Source organism: Sodalis praecaptivus (assembly GCF_000517425.1).
Lineage (GTDB): Bacteria > Pseudomonadota > Gammaproteobacteria > Enterobacterales > Enterobacteriaceae > Sodalis_A > Sodalis_A praecaptivus.
Genome location: NZ_CP006569.1, coordinates 3,698,792 through 3,722,530, shown reverse-complemented (window position 1 = coordinate 3,722,530; position 23,739 = coordinate 3,698,792). Strand labels below are relative to the sequence as shown.

The following is a 23,739-nucleotide window of genomic DNA, read 5'->3' as shown; positions in this document are numbered from 1 at the left end:
CGTCAGGAATTGTGTTTTAACTTGTACTGAGGAAATACGAATGTCCAAAATTGTAAAAGTCATTGGCCGTGAAATCATCGACTCCCGCGGAAATCCGACCGTAGAAGCAGAAGTACACCTGGAGGGTGGTTTCGTTGGTCTGGCTGCTGCGCCGTCGGGCGCCTCCACCGGTTCGCGCGAAGCGCTGGAGCTGCGTGACGGCGACAAATCCCGTTTCCTGGGCAAAGGCGTCACCAAAGCGGTTGACGCGGTGAACGGTCCTATCGCTCAGGCCCTGACTGGTAAAGACGCCAAAGATCAGGCCGCGCTGGATAAAACCATGATCGACCTGGACGGCACCGAAAACAAATCCAAGTTTGGCGCCAACGCCATTCTGGCCGTGTCGCTCGCCGCCGCCAAAGCCGCCGCTGCCTCCAAAGGCATGCCTTTGTATGAGCATATCGCGGAGCTGAACGGCACCCCTGGCAAATTCTCCATGCCGCTGCCGATGATGAACATCATCAACGGCGGTGAACACGCCGATAACAACGTCGACATTCAGGAATTCATGATTCAGCCGGTCGGCGCGAAGACCATCAAAGAAGCGGTACGTATGGGCTCAGAAGTGTTCCACAATCTGGCCAAGGTACTGAAGGGCAAAGGCATGAACACCGCCGTGGGTGACGAGGGCGGCTATGCGCCGAACCTGGAATCCAACGCCGCGGCGCTGGCCGCTATCAAGGAAGCGGTTGAGAAAGCCGGTTATGTGCTGGGTAAAGATATCACCCTGGCGATGGACTGCGCGGCCTCTGAGTTCTTTGAAGAATCTACCGGTAACTACAACTTGAAAGGCGAAGGCAAAACCTTCACCTCGCAGGAGTTCACCCACTACCTGGAAGATCTCACCAAACAGTACCCGATCGTTTCCATTGAAGATGGCCTGAACGAGTCCGACTGGGACGGTTTTGCTTACCAGACCAAAGTGCTGGGCGACAAAATCCAGCTGGTGGGCGACGATCTTTTCGTGACCAATACCAAGATCCTGAAAGAAGGTATCGACAAAGGTATCGCCAACTCCATCCTTATCAAATTCAACCAGATTGGTTCGCTGACTGAAACGCTGGCGGCGATCAAGATGGCCAAGGATGCCGGTTATACCACCATCATTTCCCACCGTTCCGGCGAAACCGAAGACGCGACCATCGCCGACCTGGCGGTAGGGACCGCGGCTGGCCAGATCAAAACCGGTTCGATGAGCCGTTCCGACCGCGTGGCAAAATACAACCAGCTGATTCGTATCGAAGAAGCCCTGGGTGACCGCGCGCCGTTCAACGGTCTGCGTGAAGTGAAAGGCCAGGCGTAAGCCCGGTCATCGACTCCGCGCTGGGTGCAACCGCCCCGGAGCGGAGCCTGAAAGCGCTCCGGCCCGCTTCGGCGGGCTTTTTTTTTATTCACAGCTGCGGCCCCCGCTGGCGATATCCGACGGGCAGGCAATACTCAGTCTTATCCGCAGCCGTCATCACGAGAAATGTATGCAGTACCCGCTTAACGAAATTTTCCAGACCCTCCAGGGCGAAGGCTATTTTACCGGCGTGCCGGCGATCTTTATTCGTCTGCAGGGGTGTCCGGTGGGATGCAGCTGGTGCGATACCAAACATACCTGGCAACAGGACGAGACCGATCATGTGCCGGCGGGGGAAATACCGCTGAAGACCGCCGACAGCAGCCGCTGGGCCAGCCTCACGGCGGAGGAGATGATCGCGATGATCGCGCAGCAGGGCTGGACCGCCCGGCACGTCGTGATAACCGGCGGCGAGCCCTGTTTGCATGATTTGATGCCCCTGACCCACGCCCTGGAACAGCAGGGTTACAGCTGCCAGATTGAAACCAGCGGTACCCAGGAGGTTCACTGCACGCCGCAAACCTGGGTGACGGTGTCGCCGAAAATCAATATGCGCGGTGGTTTGCCGGTGCTGGCACAGGCGCTGGGCCGCAGCGATGAAATCAAGCATCCGGTGGCGCGACAGCGCGATATCGACGAGTTGGATGCGCTGTTGCAGACCCTGCATGATACAAAACAGCGGGTTATCGCGCTCCAGCCCATCAGTCAGAAAGAGGCGGCCACCCGCTTGTGTATCGAGACCTGCATCGCCCGTAACTGGCGGTTATCGATGCAAACCCACAAGTACCTCAACATCGCCTAAAGGCGGTCCGCCCCCGTGTTGATGCTTTCATTTCTCGTAGGATAGAACCCTAAATCACTGTTCCGATTATCAGAGCGATAAACGCGGTAGGCCGGTCATTTTAGCGTTCTTCCTGACGGATACCCGCAAGAAAACGCTGTTTTCCCCTAACCATTGACATAAATGGGTCTGCTGTGATAACCCGCGGAAAGTCGTGATTTTCAAACCCCGTGAGGGTAGGGTACTTTGCCCGAGCGGCCGGGGCGGGTCCTTTGCCAAGGGCGTCTTTATTGGCCGCGGTAGACGCAGCCCGCGGTACAGGTTTCTTTGACGGTCACGGCGCTTAACAGCGGCAGTTGCGGTTTAAGCTGCTGCCAGATCCATTGCGCCAGCACTTCGCTGGTAGGATTCTCCAGACCAGGGATATCATTAAGATAATAATGATCGAGCCGGTTGAGGATGGGTTTAAAGGCGGCCTTCAAGTCGGCGAAATCCATAATCCAGCCGGTGTGGGGATCCACTTCGCCGGTCACTTCCAGGCGCACTAAAAAGGAGTGTCCATGCAGTCGGCCGCACTTATGTCCCGCGGGGACATGGGGCAAACGGTGGGCGGATTCAAAGGTAAAATCTTTATATAACGTGGTAATCACTGTCGCTTCTCTTCTACTACATTGACTGCATAATAACGGTTAGCGCGCTATGATGCCATGGATCGCGCCGCCGGCAACCCTTCCAACGGAAAATAAGGTGATTTGGCGCGCTGCCCGCGCGGCTGACGGCGTCATCCCCGCCTAAAGATCAGGGGATCCTGGGGGCTATTCTATCGGTAATTCCGGTAAGTTTAACCTTATTTATACCTTATGATGTTTAGTTATTTATTATTCACATCGCATCCTTTATTGTAAACCGGCGAGTGGTTAACCTTACAAACTCTAATGGTCTTTATTGCCCGGCCTGGCGTGCCGGCCCAAGGAACTTCCTACCCCCATGACGAAACAGGTCCTCCCTTCCACAGTGCTGCCGCTAAGCGCGGAGCAGCTGGATCGCTTGCAGGCAGCGACCGGTGATTTTTCTCCCCTGCAACTGGCCTGGATTTCCGGTTATTTTTGGGGACGGGTAGCGGAAGGCCAGCCCGCGGGCGCCGTGGCGCCCGCACAGCCTAAGGGGGCCGCCGCCGCGGCGCCGATTACGCTGCTGAGCGCCTCGCAGACCGGCAACGCGCGCCGGTTGGCGGAGCAACTGCGCGATGATTTGATCGCCGCGCAGCTTGATGTGGTGCTGATTAACGCGGGCGATTATAAATTCAAACAGATCGCGCAGGAAAAACTGCTGCTGGTGGTGACCTCCACGCAGGGCGAGGGGGATCCGCCGGAAGAGGCGATCGCGCTGTATAAATATCTTTTCTCTAAAAAGGCGCCGGCGCTGCCGGATACCCAATTCGCCGTGTTCGGCCTGGGCGACAGCTCCTATGAGCACTTTGCCAAAACCGGCAAAGATTTCGACAGCCGGCTGGCGGCGCTGGGAGCGCAGCGTTTGCACGACCGGGTGGACGCCGATGTGGACTATCAGTCGCAGGCCGAGGCCTGGCGCGCCGCGATGGTGGAACGGCTGAAGGCGCGGGTGGCGATCGCCAGTCCGGCGCAGCAGCAATTGGCGGTCAGCGGCAATGTCAACGAAGTGGACTCCAGCCCCTACACCAAAGAGGCGCCGCTCAGCGCGCATTTGTCGGTGACTCAGAAGATAACCAGCCGGCAATCGCACAAAGATGTGCGCCATCTGGAGATCGATCTGGCGGATTCCGGGCTGCGTTATCAGCCAGGCGATGCGCTGGGGGTATGGTATGAAAACGATCCGGCGCTGATTGGCGAATTGCTGGCGCTGCTGTGGCTTAAGGGCGACGAGCCGGTCGAGGTGGCGGGGCAGACGCTATCCCTTGGCGAGGCGCTGCAAAAACATTATGAGCTAACGCAAAACACCCCGGCCATCGTAGAGCGCTATGCCGCCCTGGCGCGGGATGAGGCGCTGTTGGCGGTCGTGGCGGACAAAGCGCAATTGCAACAATTTGCGCTTGCGACGCCTATCGTCGATATGGTGCGCCGCGCGCCCGTTGAACTGCGCGCCGAGCAGCTTTTGGGGCTGCTGCGCCCGCTGACGCCGCGCCTGTATTCCATCGCGTCGTCGCAGGCGGAGGTGGGCGAAGAGGTGCATATTACCGTGGGCGTGGTGCGCTATGAAATCGATGGCCGGCCGCGCACCGGCGGCGCCAGCGGCTTTTTGGCCGACAGGTTGGCGGAAGACGATGAGCTGCGGGTATTTATCGAGCACAACGATAATTTTCGTCTGCCGAGCGATCCCAACACGCCGGTGATTATGATAGGGCCGGGTACCGGGATCGCGCCGTTCCGGGCGTTCTTGCAGCAGCGCGAGGCCGACGGCGCGCCGGGGCAAAATTGGCTGTTCTTCGGCAATCCCCATTTTACCGATGACTTTCTTTACCAGGTGGAATGGCAGCGCTATGTCAAAGAGGGGCTGCTGACCAAAATCAGTCTTGCCTGGTCGCGGGATCAGGCGGACAAAATCTACGTGCAGGATAGAGTGCGCGAGCAGGGCGCCGAAGTGTGGCGCTGGATCCAGCAGGGCGCGCATATTTATGTCTGCGGCGACGCCAACCGCATGGCCCGTGATGTCGAGCAGGCGCTGGTGGCGGTGGTGGCCGAGCACGGCGGCATGGATGTTGAGCAAGCGGACGAATTTTTAAGTGAGCTGCGCATTGAGCGCCGTTATCAGCGGGATGTCTATTGATGAGCGAACAACAACCGAAAGCCAAATTCTCCGACAACGAACGGTTAAAGGGCGAAAGCCATTTTCTGCGCGGTACCATCGCGCAGGATTTGCAGGACGGGCTGACCGGCGGCTTCAATGGCGATAATTTTCAGTTGATCCGCTTTCACGGCATGTACCAGCAAGACGATCGCGACCTGCGCGCCGAGCGCGCCGAGGCGAAGCTGGAGCCGCTGATTAATATGATGCTGCGCTGCCGCCTGCCGGGCGGGGTGATCACGCCGCAGCAGTGGCTGGGCATCGACGCGTTCGCCGCCGAAGAGACTTTCTACGGCAGCATCCGCCTGACTACCCGGCAAACCTTCCAGTTTCACGGCGTGCTTAAGCCAAAGCTGAAAGGCATGCATCAACTGCTGCACCGTCTGGGACTGGACTCTATCGCGACCGCCGGCGACGTTAACCGTAACGTAATGTGCACCTCCAATCCCATCGAGTCGGTGCTGCATCGGCAGGCCTGGGAATGGGCGAAGAAGATCTCCGAACATCTGCTGCCGAAAACCCGCGCCTATGCGGAAATCTGGCTGGACGGCGAAAAGACCGAAACCACCGACCAGGAACCGATCCTGGGGCCGACCTATCTGCCGCGTAAATTTAAAACCACGGTGGTGGTGCCGCCGCTGAACGATGTGGATTTGCACGCCAACGATCTGAACTTTGTCGCCATCAGCGATAACGGCCAATTGGTGGGGTTCAACGTGCTGGTGGGCGGTGGCCTGGCGATGACCCACGGCGATAAGAGCACCTATCCGCGCAAGGCCAGCGAGTTCGGCTTTATCGCCCTGGAGGATACGCTGAAAATCGCCGAAGCGGTGGTGACCACGCAGCGTGACTGGGGCAACCGCGCCAATCGCAAGAACGCCAAGACCAAATATACCCTGGAGCGTGAAGGCGTCGGCGCGTTTCGCGAGGAAGTGGAAATCCGCGCGGGCGTTCAATTCGCCCCTATCCGCCCTTATGCTTTTACCGAACGCGGCGATCGCTTCGGCTGGGTCAAGGGGATCGATAACCAATGGCATCTGACGCTGTTTATCGAAAACGGCCGCATCCTTGATTACCCGGATCGCACGCTAAAAACCGGCCTGGCGGAAATCGCCCGCATCCATAAAGGGGATTTCCGCTTGACCGCCAACCAAAACCTGATTATCGCCGGCGTCGATAAGAAGGATAAAGCGGCTATCGAAGCGCTGGCGCGGCGCCACGGGCTGATTAACGATGATGTCAGTGCGCAGCGTAAGGCATCCATGGCCTGCGTGGCGTTTCCCACCTGTCCGCTGGCGATGGCCGAAGCCGAACGTTTCCTGCCGCAGTTTGTCAGTAAGGTGGAGAACATCATGTCGGGTCACGGGCTGGGAGACGACGAGATTATCCTGCGCGTGACCGGCTGCCCGAACGGCTGCGGTCGCGCGATGCTGGCGGAAATCGGGCTGGTGGGTAAAGCCATTGGCCGCTATAACTTGTATTTGGGCGGCGATCGCATTGGTACCCGCATTCCGCGCATGTACCGGGAAAATATTACCGAAGACGAAATCCTGAGCATCATTGATGACACGGCAGGCCGCTGGGCGCGTGAGCGCCAGCCGCGTGAATCCTACGGCGATTATGTCGTGCGGGCCGGCATAGTGCGCCCGGTAGTGGATTCGGCGCGCGACTTTTACGATTAATCGGAGGGTGACGGTATGAGCGATTGGGATCTCGGCGAATTAACCGCGCTGGACAAGACGCAGCAAACGGCGGCGCTGGCGGCGGTTAATCAGCAGTTGGAAAGCCAAACGGCGGAACAGCGGGTCGCCTGGGCGCTGGAGCATCTGCCTGAGCAGGCGGTGCTGTCATCAAGCTTTGGTATTCAGGCGGCGGTCAGTCTGCATCTGGTGACCCGCCAGCGTCCGGATATTCCGGTGATTTTGACCGACACGGGTTATCTGTTCCCGGAAACTTACCGCTTTATCGATGAGCTGACCGAGACGCTGGGGCTTAACCTACAGATCTTCCGCGCCAACACCTCCCCCGCCTGGCAGGAGGCGCGCTACGGCAAGCTGTGGGAGCAGGGCGTCGAGGGTATTGAACGCTATAACCAGCTCAACAAAGTAGAACCGATGAACCGCGCGCTGGCGACCCTTGGCGCCGGGACCTGGTTCGCGGGTCTGCGGCGCGAGCAGTCCGGTAGCCGCGCCCGGTTACCGGTGCTGGCGATCCAGCGCGGCGTGTTTAAGCTGCTGCCGATTATCGACTGGGATAATCGGCAGGTTTATCACTATCTCACCCGCCACGGCCTGAGCTATCACCCGCTGTGGGAGCAGGGATACCTGTCGGTGGGCGATACCCACACGACGCGCAAATGGGAGCCGGGCATGAGCGAGGAGGAGACGCGCTTTTTCGGGCTGAAGCGCGAGTGCGGCCTGCATGAAGGCTAACGGCGCGCCGCGCTAGCCTGCCTGCCGACGCGGTCACGTTTCGCCGCGGCTTTGGTCTGCGCGGCGCCGGTAAGATCGCGCCGCAGCGGCCTGCATGAAGGCTAACGGCGCGCCGCGTTAGGCCTGCCTGCCGGCGCGGTCACGGTTCGCCGCGGCTTTGGTCTGCGCGGCGCCGGTAAGATCGCGCAGCAGCGGCCGCAGCAGGATCAGGCTGTCGCGGGTGCGGCGCGCCAGCTGCCCGTGAAGGTGGCGGTCAAGCCACAATACATTATCGCGCTGGCTCTGATAACGTACCGTGCCCTGCGGGAAGTGGGCGCTGACTTTCCGCTCTAGGCAGCTGTCGCCGGCCACCCCGGAAGTCATCTCCAGCACCGGCAGTCCGGCGCGGGCGAACGGCAGCAGCAGCGACGGGCATGCCGGACGATCGCGCAACCCTTCGCTGAGCAGCAGCGGTATGCCGGCGCGGCGGGCCTGCGCGCGCAGGGCGTTGATCTGCGCCGACAGCGCGCTGGTGCCCGCCGGCAGCTGATAATCCACGCGCAGCTTTTCACCGGCGATCAGCTGCTGCACATTCACCACCAGCCGCGTTTGCTGTTTCTCCCGTGGCGACATGCGGTCCAGATACTCCTGGCTGCCCGCCAGGTCGGGAACGCCGGCGCTCAAGGCGACAAAACGCACGCCGACCTGCAGCGGCAGCTGACCCAGTTCGCGCGCCAGGGCCAGCATGATACCCAGTCCGGCGGCATTGTCGTCCACCCCCTGTAGCGTCAAACCACCCAGATTGAGGTTCAGATCGCGATCGCCGCGCGGCAGGTAAGTGTCGAGGTGGGCAATGACCAGAATTTCCCCTTTTCCGGCCTGGCCGGCTTTGGCGGCGATGGTGGAGCTGGCGGTAATGCGGCGCCAGTCCACTTTGTCGCCCGGCGTGCCGTAGCGGTAGCGGGTATTGAAGGCGCGCAGGTCGCTTTGATAGCCCAGCGCGCGAAATTGCTGCTGCAACTGCTCGGCGGCCAGCAACTCCGTGGGACTGCCCGCCATACGGCCGGGAAAATAGGTGGCGATAGCGCGTGTTTGCGCTTGGGCATAGCGTTCAGGGGAAGGCGTGGAGGTGGCCTGGACGGCCGGCGGCGGCAACGCGCTGACCAAGAGCCAGAACGCAACACGCAGGCAAGCGGGGTAACGCATAACGGAAAGTCCTTGTTTACCGGAACGGCCTCAATATTCGGCCGCGCAACTGTCGGCTATAGTATGGGGCTGCGACGGCGGCAACACAATCCCGCTTCGCTGGAAAGTCAATGGTGTCGTTATTCCATAAAGGTAAATGAAATTCCAATTAAGAATTTCATATACCAGAAATGGTCGACGTATAGTCATAATATTGCTAAACACGAATAGAAAGGTTGCTGTGGAATATTTACCGCTATTTGCCGATCTCAGGCGACGTCCGGTACTGGTGGTTGGCGGTGGCGATGTTGCCGCGCGCAAAATTCAGCTGTTAATGCGCGCCGGCGCCCAAATCAGAGTGGCGGCGCGGGCGTTATGCCCGGCACTGACGGAAATTCACCGCGCCGGCGGCCTGTCGTGGCTAGGCGAATCGTTTGAACCGGCCATGCTGGACGACGTCTTCCTGGTCATTGCCGCCACCGATGACGCGGCGCTGAACGCCCAGGTCTCGCAGTGCGCGGAACAGCGCCATTTGCTGGCCAACGTGGTGGACGACCAGCCGTACTGCTCATTCATTTTTCCCTCGATTATCGATCGCGCGCCCATCGTGGTGGCCATCTCCTCCGGCGGTACGGCGCCGGTGCTCGCGCGCATCCTGCGCGAGAAACTGGAATCGATGCTGCCGACTTTTCTCGGCCCCATGGCGGCCATGGCGGGCGCCTGGCGCGGTCGGGTAAAACAGCGGATCCGCAGCATGGCCGGCCGCCGCCGGTTTTGGGAGAAAGCGCTCAATGGCCGCTTCGCCAGTCTGGTGGCGCAGGGACGGCTGGAACAGGCCGAGCAAGCGCTGGAGCAGGCTCTTTCTGCCGACCCCGAACACGGAGGCGAGGTGGCGTTGGTCGGCGCCGGTCCCGGCGACAGCGGGCTATTGACGCTGCGCGGACTGCAGCTGATGCAGCAGGCGGATGTGGTGCTGTATGACTACCTGGTAAGCCAAGAGATCCTGGAGCTGGTGCGCCGCGATGCGGATCGGATCTGCGTAGGCAAGCGCGCCGGCGAGCAGTCGATGCCGCAGCAGGAGATCAATCGCCTGCTGGTGACGCTGGCGCAGCAGGGCAAAAAAGTGGTGCGGCTCAAAGGGGGTGATCCTTTTATATTCGGCCGCGGCGGCGAAGAGCTGCAAGCCGTGGCGGCAGCGGGCATCCCTTTTCAAGTGGTGCCCGGCATCACCGCCGCCGCGGGCGCCACCGCCTATGCCGGCATCCCGCTGACCCATCGTGAGCATGCCCAGAGCGTGACTTTTATTACCGGGCATGTGCGCGACGGCGCCGATGCCCTGGATTGGCAGGCGCTGGCGCGCGGGCGTCAGACGCTGGCGATATACATGGGGGTGGTCAAGGCGGCGGAAATCAGCAGCCAGCTCATTCGCCACGGCCGGTCGGCGCAAACCCCGGTGGCGGTGATAAGCCGCGGGACCCGCAGCGACCAGTACGTACAAACGGGGACCCTGGCGGCGCTGGATCAACTGGCGCAGGGGGCGCCGACCCCCGCACTGCTGGTGATAGGCGAAGTGGTCGCCCTTCATCATGAAATCAATTGGTTTGGTCAGCAAAACCTGGCGGCGCAAAAGCGCGCGTCGGTGGTCAATCTGGCGTAAGGATGTCATTTATGGATCAACAACGTTTTACCCATCTGCGGCAGCTGGAGGCTGAGAGTATCCATATTATCCGTGAGGTGGCTGCCGAATTCAGCAATCCGGTGATGATGTACTCCATCGGCAAAGACTCGTCCGTGATGCTGCATCTGGCGCGGAAGGCCTTTCATCCCGGCAAACTGCCGTTTCCGCTGCTGCATGTGGATACCGGCTGGAAATTCCGCGAAATGTATGCGTTTCGCGATCACACCGCCAAGGCCTACGGTTTCGAGCTGCTGGTGCATAAAAACCCGGAAGGGGTGGCGATGGGCATCAACCCCTTCGTTCACGGCAGCGCCAAGCATACCGATATCATGAAGACCGAAGGCCTGAAGCAGGCGCTGAATCAATACGGCTTCGATGCCGCCTTTGGCGGCGCCCGGCGCGATGAGGAGAAATCCCGCGCCAAGGAGCGTATTTACTCGTTCCGCGATCGCTTTCATCGCTGGGATCCGAAAAATCAGCGTCCGGAGCTGTGGCACAACTATAACGGTCAGATCAACAAGGGGGAGAGTATTCGCGTGTTCCCGCTCTCCAACTGGACCGAGCTGGATATCTGGCAATACATTTTTCTGGAAAACATCGAAATCGTCCCGCTGTATCTGGCCAAGAAACGGCCCGTGCTGGAGCGCGACGGCATGCTGATGATGGTGGACGATGACCGTATCGACCTACAGCCGGGCGAAGTGATCGAACAGCGCATGGTGCGCTTTCGCACGCTCGGCTGCTGGCCGCTGACCGGCGCGGTGGCGTCGAGCGCGCAGACCCTGCCTGACATTATCGAGGAGATGCTGGTCTCCACCACCAGCGAGCGTCAGGGCCGGGTGATCGATCGCGATCAGTCCGGGTCGATGGAAATGAAAAAGCGTCAGGGTTATTTTTAAGGAGCCATCGACATGAACAATGCCATAGCCCAACAAATCGCCGAGCAGGGCGGGGTAGAAGCGTATCTGCACGCCCAGCAGCATAAAAGCCTGCTGCGTTTTTTGACCTGCGGCAGCGTCGATGACGGCAAAAGCACCCTGATAGGCCGCCTGCTGCACGATACCCGACAAATCTACGAAGATCAGCTATCGACGCTGCACACCGATAGCAAGCGCCTCGGCACCCAGGGCGACAAGCTGGATCTGGCGCTGCTGGTGGACGGTCTGCAGGCCGAGCGCGAGCAGGGCATCACTATTGATGTCGCCTATCGTTATTTTTCGACCGAAAAACGCAAATTTATCATTGCCGACACGCCGGGCCATGAACAATACACCCGCAATATGGCCACCGGCGCCTCGACCTGCGACCTGGCCATCCTGCTTATCGATGCGCGCAAAGGGGTGCTGGACCAGACCCGGCGCCACAGCTTTATCAGCACCCTGTTAGGCATCCGCCATTTGGTGGTGGCGGTGAACAAAATGGATCTGGTGGCGTTCGACCAGCAGGTATTCGAGTGTATCCGCCAGGATTATCTGCGCTTCGCCGAACAGTTACCGGTGGATTTGAACATCACTTTTGTGCCGCTGTCGGCGCTGGAGGGCGATAACGTCGCCGCACCGGCCACCCACATGCCCTGGTATGCCGGCCCCACGCTCTTGGACGTGCTGGAAACGGTGGAGGTGGTCAACCTAAACGAGCGGCAGCCGATGCGCTTCCCGGTGCAGTACGTCAACCGACCCAATCTGGATTTTCGCGGCTACGCCGGTACCGTGGCGGCGGGCGTCGTGCGCGTGGGGCAGGCGGTACAGGTGCTGCCGTCCGGCGTAACCTCCACTATCAGCCGCATCGTGACCTTCGACGGCGATTTGACGGAGGCCTGGGCCGGCGAAGCGGTTACGCTGGTCCTGGCGGATGAGGTGGACATCAGCCGCGGCGATCTGCTGGTGGACGCCAGCGAGACGCTGCCGGCGGTGCAAAACGCCCAGGTGGATGTGGTGTGGATGACCGACCAGCCGCTGGTGGCGGGCCAAAGTTTCGATATCAAGATTGCCGGCAAGAAAACCCGTGCGCGGGTGGACAATATCCAGTATCAGGTGGATATCAATACGCTGACCCAGCGCGTGGCGGACAGTCTGCCGCTAAACGGTATCGGCCTGGTAGAGCTGGCGTTTGATGAACCGATGATCCTGGATAAGTATGCCGATAACCCGACTACCGGCGGCATGATTTTCATCGACAGGTTGAGCAATGTCACCGTCGGCGCCGGCATGGTACGCCAGCCGCTAGAGGACGTTTATCGTGAACCCGGCACCTACGGTGAATTCGAGTTGGCGCTGAACGCGCTGGTGCGGCGCCACTTCCCCCATTGGGGCGCGCGCGACCTGCTGGGAGGTAAATGATGGCCGCCGACGCCGGGCTTCCGCTTAATGAAAATGTGGTGTGGCACCCGCACCCGGTGACCCGCCAGGATCGCGAGGCATTGCATAAACACCAGGGCGCGGTGCTGTGGTTTACCGGTCTGTCCGGTTCGGGGAAATCCACCCTGGCCGGCGCGCTGGAGCAGGCGCTGCATCAGCGGGGCGTCAGTACGTATTTGTTGGACGGCGATAACGTGCGCCACGGCCTGTGCCGCGATCTGGGCTTCAGCGATGATGACCGACGCGAGAATATCCGCCGGGTGGGCGAGGTGGCGCGGCTGATGGTGGACGCCGGCCTTATTGTGCTGACGGCCTTCATTTCCCCCCACCGCGCCGAGCGGCAGCTGGTGCGCGATATGCTGCCCGCCGGCCGCTTTATCGAAGTGTTTGTCGATACGCCGCTGGCCGTTTGCGAGGCGCGCGATCCGAAAGGGTTATACCAAAAAGCCCGCGCCGGCGAGCTGCGTAATTTCACCGGTATCGACGCGGTGTACGAGGCGCCGCAGCGGCCGGATTTGCATCTGGACGGCGAACAATTGGTAACAAATTTGACCGGCCGATTATTAGATCTGCTGGATGAGCGCGTTATTATCGAGTCCTGAATGCGCTGCCGGCGAAAGGGGAACCTTCGCCGGCGTTTACCAGCCAGAGACAGGTCTTGATGCCGAACGTTACCGAGATAAAACGCGCTCTTCCTTTCAAATTCAGCCTAGCGCCTGACCGTGCGCTTCGCCGGGATGAGCCGCCATACGCCCTGTGGGGCGGCATCGCCGGGTTTATCTTTTACTGGCTGGCTTTTGCCGTGCCTATCCTGCAATTTGGTGCCAATGCCCTGTTTTTCCTGCTCTACACCTGGCCGTTTTTTCTGGCGCTGCTGCCGGTGTGCGTGTTGGTGGGGGTAGTCTTTAGCGTGCTGCTCGGCGGCAAATTATGGCTGACGGTGCTGGTCACCGGCCTGTCGGTGTTCTGCCTGTTCTGGCTGGTATTTACCTTTCTCTCGGGGTGGTAAGCGCCTCGATGCCCCCGGTCCGGTAACAAAGCGTAAAAAATCGGTAAAAAAGTCCCACAACTGCCGGCTTTTTGGTGGTTTTGCCGCGGTATTTGCCGGCCGGTGTGGAGTCCGGCCGTAAGTTATGGGATGATTATGCCGTCATTCAGGGGGCGGGATGGGAAAACTTACGCTGCTATTATTAGTATTGCTTGGCTGGTTGCAGTATTCACTGTGGCTGGGTAAAAACGGCGTGCACGATTTGGTGCGCGTTGAGAGCGACGTCGCGGCACAACAAAGCAATAACGCGCAGCTCAAAGCGCGCAACGATCAGCTGTTCGCCGAAATTGACGATCTCAACGGTGGCCAGGAAGCTATCGAGGAGCGCTCACGCAACGAGCTTGGCATGATTAAGCCGGGCGAGACCTTCTATCGCCTGGTACCGGAGCAGGCGAAACGGCAGCCGGCGGCGCCCGCAACGCAAGACAATCAATAATGACCTTATCAGTGGGGCCTGTCCCTGACGTAATCGCTATACTGCCGGCGGCCGGAATCGGCAGCCGTATGCAGACCGCCTTGCCCAAACAATATCTCACCATCGGCGACAAAACCCTGCTTGAGCACGCGATCGACGCGCTGCTGCGCCAACCCTGCATCCGCGAGGCGATCGTGGCGATAAGTCCCGCGGATCGCTGGTATCACCAACTTCCGGTGGCTGCCGACCCGCGGGTACACGTGGTCACCGGCGGCGAAGCGCGCGCCGATTCGGTGATGGCCGCGCTGCGCCGCGTGCGCACGGCGTCCTGGGTGCTGGTGCATGACGCCGCGCGTCCCTGCCTGCATCAAGACGATTTGCGCCGCCTGCTGGCGATCACCGCGCACACCGAGGTGGGCGGGCTGCTGGCGTCGCCGGTGCGCGACACCATGAAACGCGCGCGTGCCGGTACCGACATTATCGCCAGCACCGTTGAGCGCCAGGATTTATGGCATGCGCTAACCCCACAGCTGTTCGCGCGCGATCTGCTGAAAAACTGCTTGGAGCGGGCGCTGGCGGAAGGCGCGACGGTGACCGATGAAGCCTCGGCGCTGGAGCATTGCGGCTACGCGCCGCTGCTGGTGCCGGGGCGCGCGGATAACATCAAAGTGACCCGCCCGGAAGATTTGGCGTTGGCCCGCTTCTTTTTTTCTCAATTGGCTAATACGGAGAGCGCGTAAATGCGTATCGGACACGGTTTCGACGTGCACCAGTTCGGCGGCGAAGGCCCGCTTATTATCGGCGGTGTGCGTATCCCTTATCCGCAGGGTCTGCTGGCGCATTCCGATGGCGATGTGGCGCTGCACGCTGCGACCGATGCCCTGCTGGGCGCCGCCGCCCTCGGCGATATCGGCAAATTATTTCCCGATACCGATCCGGTCTACAAAGGGGCCGACAGCCGCGCGCTATTGCGCGAAGCCTGGCGGCGGATTGTGGCCAAAGGGTATCGTCTTGGCAACTTGGACATCACCCTTATCGTTCAGGCGCCGAAGATGGCGCCGCACATCCCGCAAATGCGCGTGCATATCGCCGAAGATCTCGGCTGCCATATGGATGATATCAACGTCAAGGCGACCACCACCGAACGGCTGGGCTTTACCGGCCGCGGCGAAGGCATCGCCTGCGAGGCGGTAGCGCTACTGGTGCGAACGGCATGACCGACGACCTGGATTATCACCGGCTGCATTGGCTGCTCGGCAAGCCCGCCGCGACCGGTCGCGTGAAGGCCGAGGCGGCGGATTTCCAGGTGCGCGAGCAGCTTGGTTTCGCGCCCGATGGCGAAGGGGAGCACCTGCTGGTGCACCTGCGTAAAACCGGCTACAACACGCCCGACGTCGCCGAAGCGCTGGCGGCGTTCGCCGGCATCCCCGCCCGCGCGGTCAGCTACGCCGGGCTTAAAGATCGCCACGCCGTCACCGAACAGTGGTTTTGCCTGCATCTGCCCGGCAAAAGCGATCCCGACTTCGCGGCCTTTAAACTCGCCGGCTGCACTATCCTCGCCGCCGCCCGCCATCGACGTAAACTGCGTATCGGCGCCCTCAAGGGCAACGCCTTTACCCTGACGCTACGTGAGATAAGCGATGGTGAGGATGTGGAGGCGCGGCTGAAACGCATTTGCGATGAAGGGGTGCCAAACTATTTCGGCCATCAGCGCTTTGGTCATCAGGGCAATAATCTGACGCTAGCGCTGCGCTGGGCGAATAACGCCTTGCGCATCAAAGACCGCAGCAAACGCAGCTTTACGCTTTCTGCCGCCCGCAGCGCGTTGTTCAATAAGGTGGTCAGCCAACGCTTGGCGCAGTTGGGGCCGGCGCGTCTATTGAACGGGGACGCCCTGCAATTGACCGGCCGGGGTAGTTGGTTTGTGGCAAGCACCGCGGAGATGCCGGCGTTGACCGCGCGGCTGGCGGCGAGGGAGCTCTCCCTAACGGCGCCGATGCCGGGGGAGGGCGCACTGGGCGCCCTTGACGAAGCCGAGGCGTTTGAACACGCCTGCCTCGCGACGCAGCCGGCGCTGATGGCGTTGCTGGCGCGTGAACGGCTAACGCCCGCGCGGCGCGCGCTGCTGCTTCAGCCAGAAGGGTTAAGCTGGCGCTGGCAAGATCCCGCGACGCTGACGCTTTCTTTCAGCCTGCCTGCCGGCAGTTATGCCACAGCGGTAGTGCGTGAATTGCTGGACGCTCCCGCCGATATCGCCCACTAGTCCGCCGCCGGCCCGCTGACGCCAGCACGAAACCTTTCAGCTGGCGCATTCCCGACGCGGTCAGCGCGCGACTTCACCGACGCGAGAGGCACGTCGCGCAACGGCTAAATTTGCTGCAACCACTGAATTGCCGGCTTCACCACGGTGACGTTTCATGCCATTATTGCTTTATATTCCCGCCCTGATCTTTCGCCGGTGTTGCTGACCGGCGGCGGGCCAGGCCGGTTTTTTGCCTTTCACCGCAGGGCGGCGTGGTGCGGGTGATTTTCTTATAAAGTCAAAAAACACTATGCGCATACTTTTAAGCAATGATGATGGCATTCGTGCGCCGGGCATTCAGCAGCTGGCGGTCGCGTTGCGCCAGCTTGCCACCGTGCAGATTGTGGCGCCGGACCGTGACCGCAGCGGCGCGTCCAATTCGCTGACGCTGGACGCGCCGCTGCGCACGCAAACCCAGCCCAACGGCGATATCGCTATCCTCTCCGGCACGCCCACCGATTGCGTCTATCTCGGCGTCAATGCCTTAATGCGTCCCGGCCCGGATATCGTCGTGTCGGGCATTAACGCCGGGCCGAATCTGGGTGATGACGTCATCTATTCCGGCACCGTCGCCGCCGCGATGGAAGGGCGTCATCTGGGCTATCCGGCGCTGGCGGTGTCGCTCGACGGCAGCCGGCATTTCGCCACCGCCGCCGCCGTCACCTGTCGCCTGCTGCGCGCGCTGACCCGCGCGCCGCTGCGCACCGGCAAGATCCTCAATGTCAACGTCCCCGACCTGCCGCTATCGTCAATCAAGGGCTGCAAAGTGACCCGCTGCGGCAGCCGTCATCCCGCCAGCGAAGTCATCCGCCAGACGGATCCGCGCGGCCGCGAGATGCTGTGGATCGGCCCCCCGGCCGGCTCGTTTGATGAAGGGCCGGGCACCGATTTCGAGGCCGTCAGTCAGGGCTATGTCTCACTGACGCCGCTACAGGTGGATCTCACCGCCAACGCCGCGCTGCCCGTGCTGAGCGATTGGCTCGGCGATACCGAGGGGCTCGCTCCATGGTAGACGGACGCACGCAGACGTTGCTGGCGCAGCTGCGTCAGCAAGGCATCCGCGATGAACGCCTGCTACAGGCGATGGAGGCGGTGCCGCGCGAACGTTTTATCGACGAGGCTTTCGAGCATAAAGCCTACGATAACACCGCGCTGCCCATCGGGCTCGGGCAAACCATTTCCCAACCTTATATCGTGGCGCGTATGACCGAGCTGCTGGCGCTACGGCCGGAATCGCGGGTGCTGGAAATCGGCACCGGCTCCGGCTATCAGACCGCCATTCTGGCCCATTTGGTGAAGCACGTCTGTTCGGTGGAGCGGATCAAAAAATTGCAGTGGCAGGCTAAGCGCCGGCTGAAACTGCTTGATTTACATAATATCTCTACCCGTCACGGCGACGGTTGGCAGGGCTGGCCGTCACGCGGGCCGTTTGACGCCATCATCGTGACGGCGGCGCCGCCGGAAATTCCCCAGGCGCTGATGGCGCAACTGGATGATGGCGGCGTGATGGTGCTGCCGGTCGGCGAAGAGCAGCAGCATTTGACGCGGGTGCGGCGCAAGGGCGGGGAGTTCGTGGTTGACACCGTGGAGGCAGTCCGATTCGTGCCGCTGGTGAAAGGTGAACTGGCCTGACGCCGACGCTTAAATTTCTATACAAGTGTTTAATGGCGTGCGCGACCGGTTGTTGCTAGCATTAACGGCAGTATAATTATTATCTCAGAAATAGCTGAAAATGCTCCTGTTACTGGGACAATAAGCATTAAAAGGATGTATAACACATAATGTCTGGCCTATTTGGAATGATGACTGGCGTTGCTGCCATAGGGGAGAATTGAGCATGGGAAGCCCGAAGTGCGCGTGGCGCCGCGTTGCGGTCTGTGCCATGGCGAGTATGTGGCTGGCGGGATGCGCCAACAATGAAACCAGCGCACCGATAAGCAGCGTGGGCGGCGGTAACGACGCCGGCGGCTACAGCGGCAATGCCGCCACCGTCGAGAGTGCGCCGCAGCTGGGCCAGCCGCGCGCAGCGGCCGCGGTCAGCGGGGGTGCGCAGAGCCAGGTGAATGTCTCCCCACAAGGAAATATTGTTTACAATAGGAGCTATGACAACATTCAGAAAGGGTCCTATTCCGGCGCGACGTATCAGGTAAAACGTGGCGATACGCTGTTCTATATCGCCTGGATTACTGGAAACGACTACCGGGATTTGGCGCAAAGGAACAATATCCCGGAACCTTACAGTCTCAACGTAGGTCAGACTTTGCAGGTAGGTAACGGAACCACGCCGATTACCGGCAATGCGCCGGCGGGAACCGTCCTGGCGTCCAACGCCAATCAGGCCAATACCGGCGTCGTGGTAGCGCCCGTTCCTACCGCGAATACACCATTGACAGAATCAAGTGTTGATTCTAATAAAAACAATGGTTATTCTGAAAGTTCAAGTAAACAGAGTGTAGGGAAAATGTTGCCATCATCCAATGGCAAAATGTTACCTACCGCCGGCACCGTTGCTACCACAACCGCGCCGGTTGCAGCACCCAGCACGGCACCAGCCGCTACGGCGTCTGGCAGCACGGCAATCACCGGTTGGCGTTGGCCGACGGATGGGAAGATCATTGATAACTTTTCCGCCGCAGAAGGCGGTAACAAAGGGGTTGATATCTCCGGTTCCCGAGGACAGCCAATTTTGGCGACCGCCAACGGCAGAGTGGTTTATGCCGGCAACGCCTTGCGGGGATACGGTAATCTCATCATTATCAAACACAATGATGATTACTTGAGCGCCTACGCCCACAACGATACGATGCTGGTCCGAGAACAACAAGAAGTCAGGGCGGGGCAAAAAATCGCTACCATGGGTAGCACCGGAACCAGCACAACCAGATTGCATTTTGAAATTCGTTACAAGGGGAAATCCGTAAACCCGCTGCGTTATCTTCCGCAGCGATAAATTGGCGGAATGTCTCGACGTTCTGTCCTGGGATCACGGGTAGGAGCCACTATGAGCCAAAATACGCTGAAAGTTAACGAGTTACATGAAGAGGCCGAATTCGATGAGAATGGGGCTGAAACATTTGACGAGAAGGCGCTAGTCGATGAGCCTGCTGATAATGATTTAGCCGAAGAAGAGCTGCTGTCTCAGGGGGCAAGCCAGCGTGTTCTGGACGCCACGCAGCTCTATCTGGGCGAGATTGGATACTCCCCGCTTCTTACCGCTGAGGAAGAGGTCTACTTTGCACGGCGCGCACTTCGGGGTGATATTGCCTCACGTCGCCGGATGATCGAAAGCAACCTGCGGCTGGTGGTGAAAATTGCCCGTCGTTACAGTAATCGCGGACTGGCGTTACTGGATTTAATCGAGGAAGGCAACCTCGGTCTGATACGTGCGGTTGAGAAGTTCGATCCGGAACGAGGATTCCGTTTCTCGACCTACGCCACCTGGTGGATCCGCCAGACGATCGAACGGGCCATCATGAATCAAACCCGGACTATCCGTCTGCCGATCCATATCGTGAAAGAGCTGAACGTCTATTTACGCACCGCGCGTGAACTGTCGCACAAGCTCGATCACGAGCCGAGCGCGGAAGAAATCGCCGAGCAGCTGGATAAGCCGGTGGAAGACGTTAGCCGTATGCTGCGCCTGAATGAGCGTATCACCTCGGTGGATACCCCGCTGGGGGGCGACTCCGAGAAGGCGTTGCTGGATATTCTGTCCGATGAAAAAGACAGCGGTCCGGAAGACACCACGCAGGACGATGACATGAAGCAGAGCATTGTTAAGTGGTTGTTCGAGCTGAATGCCAAGCAGCGTGAAGTGCTGGCCAGACGTTTCGGCCTGCTGGGCTATGAAGCCGCGACGCTTGAAGATGTTGGCCGTGAAATCGGTCTGACCCGCGAGCGCGTGCGTCAGATTCAGGTGGAAGGGTTGCGTCGTCTGCGGGAGATCCTGCAGGGTCAAGGTTTGAGTATCGAAGCGCTGTTCCGCGAATAATCGCAGCGTCATTCCGTGACATCATGGCAGCGCCGTTTCGTCGCGCATTGCGAGGCGCTGTAATCGGAATAGGTGTGTTGGAATAGTTCTGTCGCTGGCGCCGAAGGGCGCCAACCTATCACGTCCGCCGGCGTGAGTCAGTTTTCGCACCGGCAGCAACCAAAACGGTGAGGTCATCCTCACCGTTTTTTTTTGCCGCGGCTCCGCTAGCCGATCATTTTTTTCAACCGATACAGCCATTCCAGCGCCTGGCGCGGCGAAAGCGCGTCGGGATCCAGATTTTCCAGCGCCTCGACCGCCGGCGAAACAGGCGGCTCTTCCGGTTGCAGTAGCGAGAGCTGCGAGCCGTCCACGCTGGCTGTCGCCGCGCCGCTGGATAACGTTTCCAATTCTCTGAGCTTCTGGCGCGCGCGCTTGATAACTTCCCGCGGCACCCCCGCCAGCGCCGCCACCGACAGGCCGTAACTCTTGCTGGCCGCCCCCTCCTGCACGCTGTGCATGAAAGCGATGGTGTCGCCATGCTCCACCGCGTCCAGATGCACGTTGACCACCCCCTCCATTTTCTCCGGCAGGGTAGTCAGCTCGAAATAGTGCGTGGCGAACAAGGTCATGGCCTTGATGCGGCCGGCCAGATTCTCCGCGCAGGCCCAGGCCAGCGACAGCCCATCGTAGGTCGAGGTACCGCGGCCGATCTCATCCATCAACACCAGACTCTGACGCGTGGCGTTGTGCAAGATGTTGGCGGTTTCGGTCATCTCCACCATGAAGGTGGAGCGGCCGGAAGCCAGATCGTCCGCGGCGCCGACGCGGGTAAAGATGCGATCCACCGGCCCGATGACGGCCTGCTCGGCCGGAACAAAACTGCCGATATACGCCAACAGCACGATCAGGGCGGTTTGGCGCATATAGGTGCTTTTACCGCCCATGTTGGGCCCGGTAATGATCAGCATACGCCGCGCATCGGTCAGCATCAGCGGATTGGCGATAAAGGGCTCGCTCAGCACCTGCTCCACGACGGGATGGCGGCCGCCGGTGATATAAATGCCCGGCCGGGCGTCCAGCGTTGGACACACATAGTTCAGCGTTTCAGCGCGCTCGGCCAGATTGCACAGCACATCCAGCTCCGCCAGCGCCGCGGCGCTTTGTTGCAGCGCCGCCAGGTGGGGCAATAGCAGATCGAAGAGCTCATCATACAGCGCTTTTTCCAACGCCAGCGCCTTGCTCTTCGAGGTCAGGACCTTGTCTTCGTATTCCTTCAGCTCAGGAATGATGTAGCGTTCGGCGTTTTTCAGCGTTTGGCGCCGCACATAATGGATGGGCGCCAGATGGCTTTGACCGCGGCTGAGCTGAATAAAATAGCCGTGCACGGCGTTGAAGCCCACTTTCAGCGTCTCCAGCCCGGTTTTTTCCCGCTCGCGCAGCTCAAGACGGTCGAGATAATCGGTCGCGCCCGCCGCCAGACCGCGCCATTCGTCCAGTTCGGCATGGTATCCCGGGGCGATGACGCCGCCGTCGCGCACCAGCACCGGCGGCGACTCGATGATGGCCCGCGCCAGCAAATCGCGCAGCGTCTCGAATTCTCCGACCCGATCCAGCAACTGCGGCAAATAGGCATGTGATTTGCCCTCGAGCAGCGTTTGCATGGCCGGCAACTGGGCAAAGGCATGGCGCATGCGCGCCAGATCGCGCGGACGCGCCGAACGCAGCGCCAGACGCGCCAGCACCCGCTCCAAATCCCCGACCTGACGCAGCAGCGGCTGTAGATCCGCCACCTGATCCTGTAATGCGCGAATAGTTTCCTGGCGGTGGGTGAGGGTAGTGAGCTCGCGGGTAGGCATGTGCAGCCAGCGTTTCAGCATCCGGCTGCCCATGGGCGTGACCGTGCGATCGAGCACGTCCGCCAGCGTATTTTCGCCGCCGCCGCTGAGGTTTTGCGTCAACTCCAGATTACGCCGCGTCGCGGCATCCATCACGATACCGTCCTGCTGCCGCTCCAGGGTGACGGCGCGGATGTGCGGCAGCGAGGTGCGCTGCGTATCCTTGGCGTATTGCAGCAGACAGCCGGCGGCACGCAGGGCCAGCTGCGCCCGCTCAATGCCAAAGCCGGTTAAATCGCGGGTGCCGAACTGCATGGTGAGCTGCTGGCGGGCGGTATCCAGCTCGAATTCCCACAGCGGGCGGCGCCGCAGGCCGCGGCGGTGCTCAATGAGCGTCATATCCTCCAGCGTTTCGGGATAGAGCAGCTCGGCCGGATTGGTGCGCTGGAGTTCCGCGGCCATGGCCTCGCGGTCCGCCGGCTCCGAGACCAGGAAGCGGCCCGAGGTGATATCAAGCGTTGCGTAACCAAAGCCCTGCGGCGCCTGCCAGAGGGCGGCCAGCAGGTTGTCCTGGCGTTCGTTGAGCAGCGCTTCGTCGCTTAGGGTGCCGGGGGTGACGATGCGGACCACGCGACGCTCCACCGGCCCTTTGGTGGTGGCGGGATCCCCTATCTGTTCACAGATAGCCACCGACTCCCCCAGCGCCACCAGCTTGGCCAGATAATTTTCGACCGCATGATAGGGGACGCCGGCCATGGGAATCGGTTCACCGGCGGAAGCGCCCCGTTTGGTCAGGGAGATGTCCATCAGCTGCGACGCGCGTTTGGCGTCGTCATAAAATAACTCGTAAAAGTCCCCCATTCGATAAAACAGCAGGATATCCGGGTGCTGCGCCTTCAGTTTCAGGTACTGCTGCATCATCGGGGTGTGTGAATCGAGATTTTTGGTGTCATTCATCGACATGTTGAATTAATCCATTGAATTAGTCGTTATAGTGATTTTCGTTATTGTTATTGAGTATCACGATGCTGGCTTCAGCCTCCGCTAGTCTCACCCTGCTGCACTCGTCTGGCGAGGGCGGTCCGTTTCCAACGCTATACTAGCCCAGCCACTAATCCGCTGTCACAGTTAAAAAAGGAAGACGTCCCGCAAATACGCCTGAACGGGCAAAAATGCCTGGCTCAAGCGCCGCCCCAGCAGACCAAGAGCGGCCGTTGAGCGCGGTCAATCAGGCGGCAAGCTGATGGCGTCGACAATGTAAAAAGCGCGGTGACGAGCGCAGGGTACGATTCGCGCTATCCTGACGGCCTGTATGGCCCTTGCCGGCGGACGGTTTCGTTTGCGATGCCAGGCGGTTTGTTAACATCGGCCCGCAGGCGTTGACGCGGCCGTAATTCACTCGTCACACACGGATGTCTTCGCCGGGGCGTTCGCGCGCCCTGGGCACGCAGCCGCTTAACATTACGGTGATAAGCGGGGTTATCCCGCTCCAGTTAAGATAATGAGTTACATTATTCACCCTTTCCCGTCCGCTTTATCCGCGTGGGCGTAGG

Annotated in this window: 21 protein-coding genes; 18 read left to right on the top strand and 3 right to left on the bottom strand. The window is 60.3% G+C overall.

All coding sequences use genetic code 11. The features are described from left to right. The first annotated feature begins 40 nt into the window (after nucleotides 1-40). Nucleotides 41-1,342 (top strand): phosphopyruvate hydratase, encoded by a 1,302-nt coding sequence (gene eno / locus SANT_RS16655; protein ID WP_025423390.1) that lies wholly within the window; start codon nucleotides 41-43, stop codon nucleotides 1,340-1,342. A 169-nt stretch (nucleotides 1,343-1,511) separates the two neighbouring features. Continuing rightward, nucleotides 1,512-2,183, top strand: coding sequence for a 7-carboxy-7-deazaguanine synthase QueE (gene queE / locus SANT_RS16650; protein WP_025423389.1), 672 nt, complete (start codon nucleotides 1,512-1,514; stop codon nucleotides 2,181-2,183). 266 nt (nucleotides 2,184-2,449) lie between these two features. Here queE and queD read toward each other — a convergent pair whose 3' ends face one another. After that, nucleotides 2,450-2,812 carry a 6-carboxytetrahydropterin synthase QueD gene (gene queD / locus SANT_RS16645; RefSeq protein ID WP_025423388.1) on the bottom strand — a complete coding sequence of 121 codons (363 nt, stop codon included), beginning with the start codon at nucleotides 2,810-2,812 and terminating at the stop codon, nucleotides 2,450-2,452. Nucleotides 2,813-3,149: 337 nt separating this feature from the next. On the opposite strand from queD, the gene cysJ reads away from it, so the two are divergent. From cysJ to SANT_RS16630, 3 genes are read left to right on the top strand one after another with little or no spacing between them, the layout of a single operon-like run. Beyond that, entirely contained in the window at nucleotides 3,150-4,964 is a 1,815-nt protein-coding gene (gene cysJ / locus SANT_RS16640) for an NADPH-dependent assimilatory sulfite reductase flavoprotein subunit (protein WP_025423387.1), read from the top strand. Next, nucleotides 4,964-6,664 carry an assimilatory sulfite reductase (NADPH) hemoprotein subunit gene (gene cysI, locus SANT_RS16635; protein WP_025423386.1) on the top strand — a complete coding sequence of 567 codons (1,701 nt, stop codon included), beginning with the start codon at nucleotides 4,964-4,966 and terminating at the stop codon, nucleotides 6,662-6,664. Before cysJ ends, cysI begins: the two co-directional genes overlap by 1 nt. A gap of 15 nt (nucleotides 6,665-6,679) precedes the next feature. Then, nucleotides 6,680-7,414, top strand: a complete 735-nt coding sequence (locus SANT_RS16630) for a phosphoadenylyl-sulfate reductase (protein WP_025423385.1) — start codon at nucleotides 6,680-6,682, stop codon at nucleotides 7,412-7,414. Between the two features lie 117 nt (nucleotides 7,415-7,531). Here the strand turns inward: SANT_RS16630 and SANT_RS16625 are convergent, their stop codons facing one another. Further along, nucleotides 7,532-8,599: an aminopeptidase gene (locus SANT_RS16625; RefSeq protein WP_025423384.1), complete on the bottom strand. Its 1,068-nt coding sequence runs from the start codon at nucleotides 8,597-8,599 to the stop codon at nucleotides 7,532-7,534. Between the two features lie 220 nt (nucleotides 8,600-8,819). Between SANT_RS16625 and cysG the strand changes: the two genes are divergently transcribed. From cysG to rpoS, 13 genes are all read left to right on the top strand, one after another. Continuing rightward, entirely contained in the window at nucleotides 8,820-10,235 is a 1,416-nt protein-coding gene (cysG, locus tag SANT_RS16620; protein ID WP_025423383.1) for a siroheme synthase CysG, read from the top strand. A gap of 11 nt (nucleotides 10,236-10,246) precedes the next feature. Further along, a complete protein-coding gene (gene cysD, locus SANT_RS16615; RefSeq protein WP_025423382.1) occupies nucleotides 10,247-11,155 on the top strand; it encodes a sulfate adenylyltransferase subunit CysD in 909 nt (302 codons plus the stop codon). A 12-nt stretch (nucleotides 11,156-11,167) separates the two neighbouring features. Beyond that, a complete protein-coding gene (gene cysN, locus SANT_RS16610) occupies nucleotides 11,168-12,595 on the top strand; it encodes a sulfate adenylyltransferase subunit CysN (protein WP_025423381.1) in 1,428 nt (475 codons plus the stop codon). Next, on the top strand, nucleotides 12,595-13,215 hold the full coding sequence (gene cysC, locus SANT_RS16605; RefSeq protein WP_148296364.1) for an adenylyl-sulfate kinase: 621 nt from the start codon (nucleotides 12,595-12,597) through the stop codon (nucleotides 13,213-13,215). The genes cysN and cysC overlap by 1 nt, the downstream gene beginning before the upstream one ends. A gap of 59 nt (nucleotides 13,216-13,274) precedes the next feature. Further along, complete coding sequence (locus SANT_RS16600) at nucleotides 13,275-13,622, top strand: DUF3561 family protein (protein ID WP_025423379.1); 348 nt, start codon at nucleotides 13,275-13,277, stop codon at nucleotides 13,620-13,622. A 157-nt stretch (nucleotides 13,623-13,779) separates the two neighbouring features. Next, on the top strand, nucleotides 13,780-14,097 hold the full coding sequence (ftsB, locus tag SANT_RS16595; RefSeq protein WP_025423378.1) for a cell division protein FtsB: 318 nt from the start codon (nucleotides 13,780-13,782) through the stop codon (nucleotides 14,095-14,097). Next, nucleotides 14,097-14,816 carry a 2-C-methyl-D-erythritol 4-phosphate cytidylyltransferase gene (gene ispD, locus SANT_RS16590; RefSeq protein WP_025423377.1) on the top strand — a complete coding sequence of 240 codons (720 nt, stop codon included), beginning with the start codon at nucleotides 14,097-14,099 and terminating at the stop codon, nucleotides 14,814-14,816. The genes ftsB and ispD overlap by 1 nt, the downstream gene beginning before the upstream one ends. After that, nucleotides 14,817-15,293: a 2-C-methyl-D-erythritol 2,4-cyclodiphosphate synthase gene (gene ispF, locus SANT_RS16585; RefSeq protein WP_025423376.1), complete on the top strand. Its 477-nt coding sequence runs from the start codon at nucleotides 14,817-14,819 to the stop codon at nucleotides 15,291-15,293. Between the two features lie 8 nt (nucleotides 15,294-15,301). Beyond that, nucleotides 15,302-16,339 carry a tRNA pseudouridine(13) synthase TruD gene (truD, locus tag SANT_RS16580; protein WP_025423375.1) on the top strand — a complete coding sequence of 346 codons (1,038 nt, stop codon included), beginning with the start codon at nucleotides 15,302-15,304 and terminating at the stop codon, nucleotides 16,337-16,339. A 289-nt stretch (nucleotides 16,340-16,628) separates the two neighbouring features. Next, on the top strand, nucleotides 16,629-17,390 hold the full coding sequence (gene surE, locus SANT_RS16575) for a 5'/3'-nucleotidase SurE (RefSeq protein WP_025423374.1): 762 nt from the start codon (nucleotides 16,629-16,631) through the stop codon (nucleotides 17,388-17,390). After that, entirely contained in the window at nucleotides 17,384-18,010 is a 627-nt protein-coding gene (locus tag SANT_RS16570; protein ID WP_025423373.1) for a protein-L-isoaspartate(D-aspartate) O-methyltransferase, read from the top strand. The genes surE and SANT_RS16570 overlap by 7 nt, the downstream gene beginning before the upstream one ends. Nucleotides 18,011-18,215: 205 nt before the next feature. Continuing rightward, entirely contained in the window at nucleotides 18,216-19,328 is a 1,113-nt protein-coding gene (gene nlpD / locus SANT_RS24620) for a murein hydrolase activator NlpD (protein WP_038668711.1), read from the top strand. 51 nt (nucleotides 19,329-19,379) lie between these two features. Next, nucleotides 19,380-20,369, top strand: a complete 990-nt coding sequence (gene rpoS, locus SANT_RS24615; protein WP_025423371.1) for an RNA polymerase sigma factor RpoS — start codon at nucleotides 19,380-19,382, stop codon at nucleotides 20,367-20,369. 206 nt (nucleotides 20,370-20,575) lie between these two features. Here rpoS and mutS read toward each other — a convergent pair whose 3' ends face one another. Next, complete coding sequence (mutS, locus tag SANT_RS16555; RefSeq protein WP_025423370.1) at nucleotides 20,576-23,143, bottom strand: DNA mismatch repair protein MutS; 2,568 nt, start codon at nucleotides 23,141-23,143, stop codon at nucleotides 20,576-20,578. Nucleotides 23,144-23,739 lie beyond the last annotated feature (596 nt).

Excerpts from the sequence above, each read along its gene's own strand:
- SANT_RS16630 (WP_025423385.1), top strand. The coding sequence starts at position 6,680 with ATGAGCGATTGGGATCTCGGCGAATTAACCGCGCTGGACAAGACGCAG.
- ispD (WP_025423377.1), top strand. The coding sequence starts at position 14,097 with ATGACCTTATCAGTGGGGCCTGTCCCTGACGTAATCGCTATACTGCCG.
- cysJ (WP_025423387.1), top strand. The coding sequence starts at position 3,150 with ATGACGAAACAGGTCCTCCCTTCCACAGTGCTGCCGCTAAGCGCGGAG.
- cysC (WP_148296364.1), top strand. The coding sequence starts at position 12,595 with ATGGCCGCCGACGCCGGGCTTCCGCTTAATGAAAATGTGGTGTGGCAC.
- SANT_RS16625 (WP_025423384.1), bottom strand. The coding sequence starts at position 8,599 with ATGCGTTACCCCGCTTGCCTGCGTGTTGCGTTCTGGCTCTTGGTCAGC.
- rpoS (WP_025423371.1), top strand. The coding sequence starts at position 19,380 with ATGAGCCAAAATACGCTGAAAGTTAACGAGTTACATGAAGAGGCCGAA.
- ispF (WP_025423376.1), top strand. The coding sequence starts at position 14,817 with ATGCGTATCGGACACGGTTTCGACGTGCACCAGTTCGGCGGCGAAGGC.
- SANT_RS16600 (WP_025423379.1), top strand. The coding sequence starts at position 13,275 with ATGCCGAACGTTACCGAGATAAAACGCGCTCTTCCTTTCAAATTCAGC.
- surE (WP_025423374.1), top strand. The coding sequence starts at position 16,629 with ATGCGCATACTTTTAAGCAATGATGATGGCATTCGTGCGCCGGGCATT.
- SANT_RS16570 (WP_025423373.1), top strand. The coding sequence starts at position 17,384 with ATGGTAGACGGACGCACGCAGACGTTGCTGGCGCAGCTGCGTCAGCAA.
- cysN (WP_025423381.1), top strand. The coding sequence starts at position 11,168 with ATGAACAATGCCATAGCCCAACAAATCGCCGAGCAGGGCGGGGTAGAA.
- cysD (WP_025423382.1), top strand. The coding sequence starts at position 10,247 with ATGGATCAACAACGTTTTACCCATCTGCGGCAGCTGGAGGCTGAGAGT.
- queE (WP_025423389.1), top strand. The coding sequence starts at position 1,512 with ATGCAGTACCCGCTTAACGAAATTTTCCAGACCCTCCAGGGCGAAGGC.
- nlpD (WP_038668711.1), top strand. The coding sequence starts at position 18,216 with ATGGGAAGCCCGAAGTGCGCGTGGCGCCGCGTTGCGGTCTGTGCCATG.
- ftsB (WP_025423378.1), top strand. The coding sequence starts at position 13,780 with ATGGGAAAACTTACGCTGCTATTATTAGTATTGCTTGGCTGGTTGCAG.
- eno (WP_025423390.1), top strand. The coding sequence starts at position 41 with ATGTCCAAAATTGTAAAAGTCATTGGCCGTGAAATCATCGACTCCCGC.
- cysI (WP_025423386.1), top strand. The coding sequence starts at position 4,964 with ATGAGCGAACAACAACCGAAAGCCAAATTCTCCGACAACGAACGGTTA.
- mutS (WP_025423370.1), bottom strand. The coding sequence starts at position 23,143 with ATGAATGACACCAAAAATCTCGATTCACACACCCCGATGATGCAGCAG.